Origin of the sequence: Arthrobacter bambusae (genome assembly GCF_022606295.1) — a bacterium.
Lineage (GTDB): Bacteria > Actinomycetota > Actinomycetes > Actinomycetales > Micrococcaceae > Arthrobacter > Arthrobacter bambusae_A.
This window is the reverse complement of the sequence record NZ_JAHHZS010000067.1, coordinates 1-6,286: the sequence shown is the minus strand read 5'-3', so window position 1 is coordinate 6,286 and position 6,286 is coordinate 1. Positions and strand designations below refer to the sequence as shown.

Annotated in this window: 7 protein-coding genes; 2 read left to right on the top strand and 5 right to left on the bottom strand. The window is 61.4% G+C overall.

The window, feature by feature from the left end:
* Positions 1–208 precede the first annotated feature (208 nt).
* Entirely contained in the window at positions 209–583 is a 375-nt protein-coding gene (locus KNN17_RS21805) for a hypothetical protein (protein WP_241710962.1), read from the top strand.
* Between the two features lie 117 nt (positions 584–700).
* On the opposite strand, the gene KNN17_RS21800 is transcribed toward KNN17_RS21805, so the two are convergent.
* Together KNN17_RS21800 and KNN17_RS21795 are read right to left on the bottom strand one after the other, a co-directional pair.
* The gene (locus tag KNN17_RS21800; RefSeq protein WP_241710960.1) at positions 701–889 is read right to left on the bottom strand and encodes a hypothetical protein; all 189 of its coding nucleotides are present in this window, start codon (positions 887–889) and stop codon (positions 701–703) included.
* Between the two features lie 94 nt (positions 890–983).
* On the bottom strand, positions 984–1,967 hold the full coding sequence (locus KNN17_RS21795; protein ID WP_241710958.1) for an aldo/keto reductase: 984 nt from the start codon (positions 1,965–1,967) through the stop codon (positions 984–986).
* 225 nt (positions 1,968–2,192) lie between these two features.
* Here KNN17_RS21795 and KNN17_RS21790 point away from each other — a divergent pair, with 225 nt between their 5' ends.
* On the top strand, positions 2,193–3,203 hold the full coding sequence (locus KNN17_RS21790) for an aldo/keto reductase family protein (RefSeq protein ID WP_241710964.1): 1,011 nt from the start codon (positions 2,193–2,195) through the stop codon (positions 3,201–3,203).
* A gap of 452 nt (positions 3,204–3,655) precedes the next feature.
* On the opposite strand, the gene KNN17_RS21785 is transcribed toward KNN17_RS21790, so the two are convergent.
* The 3 genes from KNN17_RS21785 to KNN17_RS21775 form a co-directional block, all read right to left on the bottom strand.
* On the bottom strand, positions 3,656–4,678 hold the full coding sequence (locus KNN17_RS21785) for a helix-turn-helix domain-containing protein (protein ID WP_241710955.1): 1,023 nt from the start codon (positions 4,676–4,678) through the stop codon (positions 3,656–3,658).
* 592 nt (positions 4,679–5,270) lie between these two features.
* On the bottom strand, positions 5,271–5,639 hold the full coding sequence (locus KNN17_RS21780; RefSeq protein ID WP_241710952.1) for a type II toxin-antitoxin system death-on-curing family toxin: 369 nt from the start codon (positions 5,637–5,639) through the stop codon (positions 5,271–5,273).
* The gene (locus tag KNN17_RS21775) at positions 5,636–5,836 is read right to left on the bottom strand and encodes a hypothetical protein (RefSeq protein ID WP_241710950.1); all 201 of its coding nucleotides are present in this window, start codon (positions 5,834–5,836) and stop codon (positions 5,636–5,638) included. The genes KNN17_RS21780 and KNN17_RS21775 overlap by 4 nt, the downstream gene beginning before the upstream one ends.
* Between the last annotated feature and the right edge of the window lie 450 nt (positions 5,837–6,286).

The following is a 6,286-nucleotide window of genomic DNA, read 5'->3' as shown; positions in this document are numbered from 1 at the left end:
AGATGACTCCCGCAACGATGGTCCCCGGCCGAACAGGCCGGGGACCATCCCCCCGCCCACGAGAACACCCCGCATCTAAAACAGCCGCCCGCCGGACGGTCCCCGGGAATGCCGGTCCCGCAACGGCCATGTCCGCCAACCGGCCACGTGCTGATCCTGCAGATCAGGCGCTGAGGGCCGGAAAACCGCACAAGTCCAAGGAGCCCCCATGAGTGCCTGGCGCCCGTACGACAGCCAGTTGATGCCCGCGTTCTACGAACGCTTCGAGAAGAGATGGGGCAAAGGAACAGCGCCGTTCCTGGACCCCGAGACCCACGAACAACCCATGCCCAGGGCCCAGTGGATCAACCCGGACACCGGCGCCGCGGTCGCAGTCGTCCCCATCTGGACCGAGGACCCCCAGCACCGCTCGTTCGGAGTGTTCTACCTTCCCCCCGCCGGCGATATATGGGTCCTGCGACCCGGGTACACGAACTACCTCGAGACCGACACCAGGAACACCGAGCAAGCCAGCCTGCGCAACGACGCCTTCCGAAAAGCCGTCGCACACGCCAAGGAATTCATCTACGGAACCCAACCCTGACTCTTCGGGAAGACACCATGCCCCCTCCACAGACCAGCCAGTTCCTTCGGGACTGCATTGTTCACGATGACGCAAGCGACTCGGGGATCAACGCCGACGCGCCCTACGGGCTTTTCGTCATCTGGGGTTCCTTGTCCAGCCGAGGGCCTCGTGCCGGTCCGCCGCCCCGGCGTCCACGGGCGCATAGACAACATCCGCGCCCTCGACGAAGGCTTCCTCCGCCAGGCGGGCCAGAACCGCGGCCTCGTGATCGGGCGCCACAGCGTCGCCGTCCACTGCGCACCGGGCCGACGACAGCGAATCCATCTCCAAACGCCGCCCGGCCCCGCGCCAAGGGGCGGTCGACGCGGGTCAGCTCTACGACGTCGTAATCCTCCAAGGGCGCCTCGAACACGGCGGGTTACCAGCGCGAATGGATCATCTCGCGGAAGTACGTGTCGTAGATTTCCCTGACTCTGTTCTCGAAGTCCGGTCCTAGGTGGTCCAGTAGTTGGGCGGAAGCAGCGTTGGTGCGGGCTTGTCCGGGGTTTCGGGCCCCTGGTATGACGGTGCTGACTCCGTCGTGTGCCGCGATCCAGGCGATGGCCGCCTGGGCTGTCGTTGCTCCGGACGGGACAAGCTTTTTGAATTCTTCCACCGCTTTGAGGCCCTGTTCAAAGTCAACTCCGGAGAAGGTCTCTCCGACATCGAATGCGGCACCGTTCCGGTTGTATTTCCGGTGGTCATTTTCGGCAAAGACTGTGTCCTTGGAGTACTTGCCCGAGAGCAGGCCGGAGGCCAGAGGGACCCTGGCAATGATGCCGACACCGGCTTTCTTCGCCGCGGGCAGGACCTCGTCCAAGGGTTTCAGTCTGAAGGCGTTCAGAATGATCTGGACGGTCGCCGTGCCGTGCTTGATGGCCTCGAGTGCTTCCTCGGTCCGCTCAACGCTGACGCCATATTCCTTGATTGCGCCTTCATCGACGAGCGTCTCCAGCGCATCGTAGACTTCCGGGCGACTGTAAACCGGGGTCGGTGGGCAGTGCAGCTGCACCAGGTCCAGGCACTCCGTCCGGAGGTTCCGCCTGGAACGGTCAACCCATTGCCGGAAGTTGGCCAATGTGTAGTTTTCCGGTTTCTGTTCCAGGCGCCGCCCGATTTTGGTAGCTACTGCGATGTCCAGCCCGGGGTTGGCAGCGAGGAACGTGCCGATGGTTTGCTCACTCCGCCCGTCGCCGTAGACATCGGCAGTATCAAAGAAGGTCACCCCGGAATCCACTGCGGCTTCCAGGATGTCGTTGGCATCCTTCAGATCCACGTTGCCCCAGTCGGCACCAAGCTGCCATGTGCCCAGCCCCACAACGGAGACGGAGCGCCCTGTCTTGCCCAATACTCGCTGCTTCATCCTTCGACTATAACCACGGCACAACTCCCCCGTCCGCATGGAAGGGGGACTGCTGATCCTAGGACCCGAAGGGCCAGCCACGCCTGGACAAAAGATCCCGTCGGAGGCGTAGTCTCGGAAACGGCTACAGACACAGGGGCCACTCATGGAACGACGTGGTCAGGGGCCTGGGTGCCGCCACACGGCCGGCTACTTCACGGACGAGAGAAAGTGCGTCAGCAAAAAATGGAATTCAGGTACCTTGGCAACTCCGGCTTCAAGATCTCGGAAATCACGTTCGGCAACTGGCTGACCCACGGCTCCCAGGTCGAGAACGACACCGCCACCGCATGCGTCCGAGCAGCGCTCGACGCCGGAATCAGCACCTTCGACACAGCCGATGTCTATGCCAACACCGCGGCCGAGACTGTCCTTGGCAACGCTCTGAACGGCGAACGGCGGGAATCGCTGGAGATCTTCACGAAGGTCTTCGGTCCCACAGGGCCCAAGGGCCACAATGATCTCGGGCTCTCCCGCAAGCACATCACGGAATCCATCAACGGCTCCCTCAGGCGCCTGCAGACAGACTACGTGGACCTCTATCAGGCCCACCGCTACGATTTCGAGACGCCGCTGGAAGAAACCATGCAGGCCTTCGCGGATATCGTGCGGCAAGGCAAAGCCCTGTACATCGGCGTGAGCGAATGGACAGCGGAGCAAATCCGTCACGGCCACGCACTGGCCAAAGATCTGGCATTCCAGCTGATATCCAACCAGCCGCAGTACTCGATGCTCTGGAGGGTCATCGAGGCCGAAGTGGTGCCGACGTCCGAAGAACTCGGCCTCTCCCAGATCGTGTGGTCCCCCATGGCCCAGGGCGTACTGAGCGGCAAGTACGAGCCCGGAAAACCTGCTCCCGAGGGCAGCCGCGCCACTGACACCAAGGGCGGAGCGCAGATGATCAAGCGTTGGATGTCCAACGAGGTCCTGACCGGGGTCCAGAAGCTCAAACCGATCGCGGAAGAAGCCGGACTGACCATGGCTCAGCTCAGCATCGCATGGGTCCTGCAGAACCAGAACGTGGCCTCGGCCATCATGGGCGCGTCCCGGCCCGAACAGGTCGCGGCCAACGTGACGGCATCGGGAGTGAAACTGGATCAGGAGATCATGGACAAAATCGACGCCGCGATCGGCGCCCTCGCCGAACGCGACCCCGCCCGGACCATAGATTCCTCACCCGCCACCCGGGAAGCATAGGCACCGAACGGTAGGGGACGGCCGGCCACCCACGTTACTTCCTGGATCTTCCACTCGGGAATCACCAGATTGCGCCCCTGCTTAGCTTTTCGGTTTTTTCCAACCGAGCGGGGGCGTCAATGGCGCTGCCGTACCAGGTCCGCCAATGTTCGAATTTTTCGTCCGGGTTTAGCCCGGCGGGAACGCTGTAGCGTCTGATTTGGTCCTGCGATGACCCGTCCGGATCGCCGGCAACGACGCCGTCGCAGGATACGGATTCCATTGAGTCGGAACCTTCCGGTAGACCGAGATTCAGAGTGTCCCGTCACTGCAACAGGAAAAGCGATCGTGTTGCACGGAACGTAGTTTAGGGTGTCGGCTTCGGCCTCACGAAGAACGAAGACGTTCGTTCCGCGATACGTGCGCCCCCGGGGAACGCACTTTGACCGCCGACTCGATCTCCCGGTCATGCGCTAGGGCATCAGCGACTCCCGCAGCTGTTTCAGTGCAACACGAACTCCGGTCTCGGATCGGTGGATCTCCCTCACATTCATCCCGGTGAACTCTTTCACTGCACGGCGCATGCTTTGCACGTTCGAGAATCCACACGATGCAGCAATTTCTGCGTAGGTGATCCTTTGGGCGTCGGCTTGAAGAAGAAGCTCCAGCGCCTTGCGCGTTCTCAAGGCGCGTATGCGTTCGCCCAGGTGAAGTTCTTCATTCTCGAAAAAGTAGAACAGGGAACGACGGGAGAGATTGAACCTTTCGGCCACCATTGCCACATCTAGATCGGGGTTGTCGTAGCTGGCATCAAGGTATTTCTTCACCGCCCGGCTCAGTGCCGGTTTTTGCGCCTCATCCTCGACCGGCACATCGAGCAGTGAGCCCACCAGGGTCGCCATCACGGATCTGAGGATGTCTGCGGTTCCCGATGCCTCGCGGTCGATTCCCGGCCGCTTCCAGCTCAATAGTGCGGGAACCACAAAAGTGCCCACAAGTGGATGTTTCGCGAGGTCAGGCAGGCGAATGAGGGAGCCTAAGGCGGTCTCGCTCACATCCAGGCTGCTGCGATCAATGTTGATCTGCACGGCGTGAAAGCCTTCGGGCGCATCAAAACTGCCGCCCACAGAGGTATCAATAAACCGGACGGAGCCGGGCGATACTGGCTCAGGCTCGCCGTTGAGGGCGAGGGTTAGGGTCGGCGCCTTCCTGAAGTAGGCCACGCGAATATCCCTGGTGTCGGGATTCGGCGCCCACGAGCCCAGTGCGGGGGCGTTCCATATTTCTATGAGGCTGAAACCGGGCCCGGCAAGACTAATGGCCGAAGGAGTGAAAAGCACAGGCGAAGCGTGTGCCGACTTCTCCAACCGCATCGGGGTTTCGACTGCACTGCCATACCACATTCGCCAGTGTTCGAACCTCTCTTCGGGACTGAGCCCCTCCGGCACCGCATATCGTCGCAGATGACCGCTGCTCTCGGAGGCAAATTGAGGCATGCCGTCCTCCTTTTCGGGACTGTCCACGCCCCCTTTGGTAGGACAAAGCGGACAGGTGCAGCACTCCCTTCCAACCAGGAATCGCTGTCCAAGGAAACTTTCCGGGCCAAGGTCGGTTTCATCATGTTGTACCCCAAGCCCCGAACCATGAACTAGTGTTGGCCACCCCCGACCAATCCGACAGAACCGGAACGAGGAACCGCATAACCCCACCCCAGCGCAGGCGGAGGGCCTACCAGCCAGGACCCTGAACCCGCCACCCACACAACTTGATAGGCCACCGCGGCGGCCAGGCCACAGCCCGCGCCCGTAGCGTCAGAGGCACTTGTCAAGTTTTGTACACACGTTAAAGCAAAAACCCCTCTGACGAGGGGGAATGCTGTGCCCGAGGTGGGACTCGAACCGCATTCCGAGCCCCGGAAACACTGGGAAGTCGAGAAAACATAGGCAGTACGAGCCAGTCCGGCCCCGGTACGGCCCAGTCCTACGGCAAGAGTGTGCACAATGTGCACACCCCGTTTTTTGGTCCGAGCTCCCCCACCGAAGCTCGACGGGAATCCCGACAATCAGCCTGGGACCCTCCCGACCGGACCTATCGTCGAATCAGGTGTTTCTCGATCAGGATGGCGCTGCGCCGCAAATCGATGTCGCCGGCGGCCCCGCCCACCACCAGGTCAAACCCCTCGTCGGTGCTGAAGTCGTGCCGGTAGCCGTTGATCCACAGCAGCAGGACCATGAGTGTCCAAGCGGTGCGTTTGTTGCCGTCGATGAGGGGATGAAACCTGGCCGCGGACTCGAGTAGTGCTGCCGCCTTCATGGCCAGTTGAGGATAGGCTTCCGTCCCCATGACCGTCGTTGCGGGGCGCGCCAAGGCCGAGGCGAGCAGGCCAACGTCGCGGATGTGGAACCCGTACCGGTCGATCACCTGCAGTGCGTCCTCGATTTCGAGGTACGAACTCATGCATCCTCAAGGCGTTTAAGCAGCTCAGCGTCATGGCTCATCACGAAATCCAGACCCTCATTGATCTCGCGACGGCGGCCGTGCCGCTGCAAAACCAGCTCGGCCCCTTGGAGCAGCAGCGCCGACTTGGACGTGTGCACCTCGGCAGCAAGCGCATCGAGACGGCGGTCGAGGTCATCAGGAACTCGCCGATTCATAGCCATACCTCATGGTACCAAACCAGTACCAACGCTCTTCAAGCGTGGAGATCCGAACTACCGACCTCTTCTCACACGACGGGGTATTTTGATGCTTGCCAAGGGCTTAAGTTGCGTCCTCCTCGTCTTGACCGATAGCGGGTGATCGACGAGTTGTGTATCCGCCATCCTCCGGGCTTCCCGGCCGCGACAGCAACAGCAACGGGCACACTCAGTAAGCGAACGGAGTTACCAAGAATTAATTTGTCAGTGGCTCGCCGCTTGGACAGTTTTCACTGTCTCGCCTCGGCGCCGCACCAAGCTGAATCCATGACTGATGACAAGGAAATCTTTAGTACTGGATTCTCGCGCCGCGGCTTCTTCACGGCTGCCGGAGCCGCCAGCGCCGTCGCCGTTTTGGCAGGCGCAACCCCGGCGTCAGCGGCTGACAACAAGGCGACGTTGCCCTCC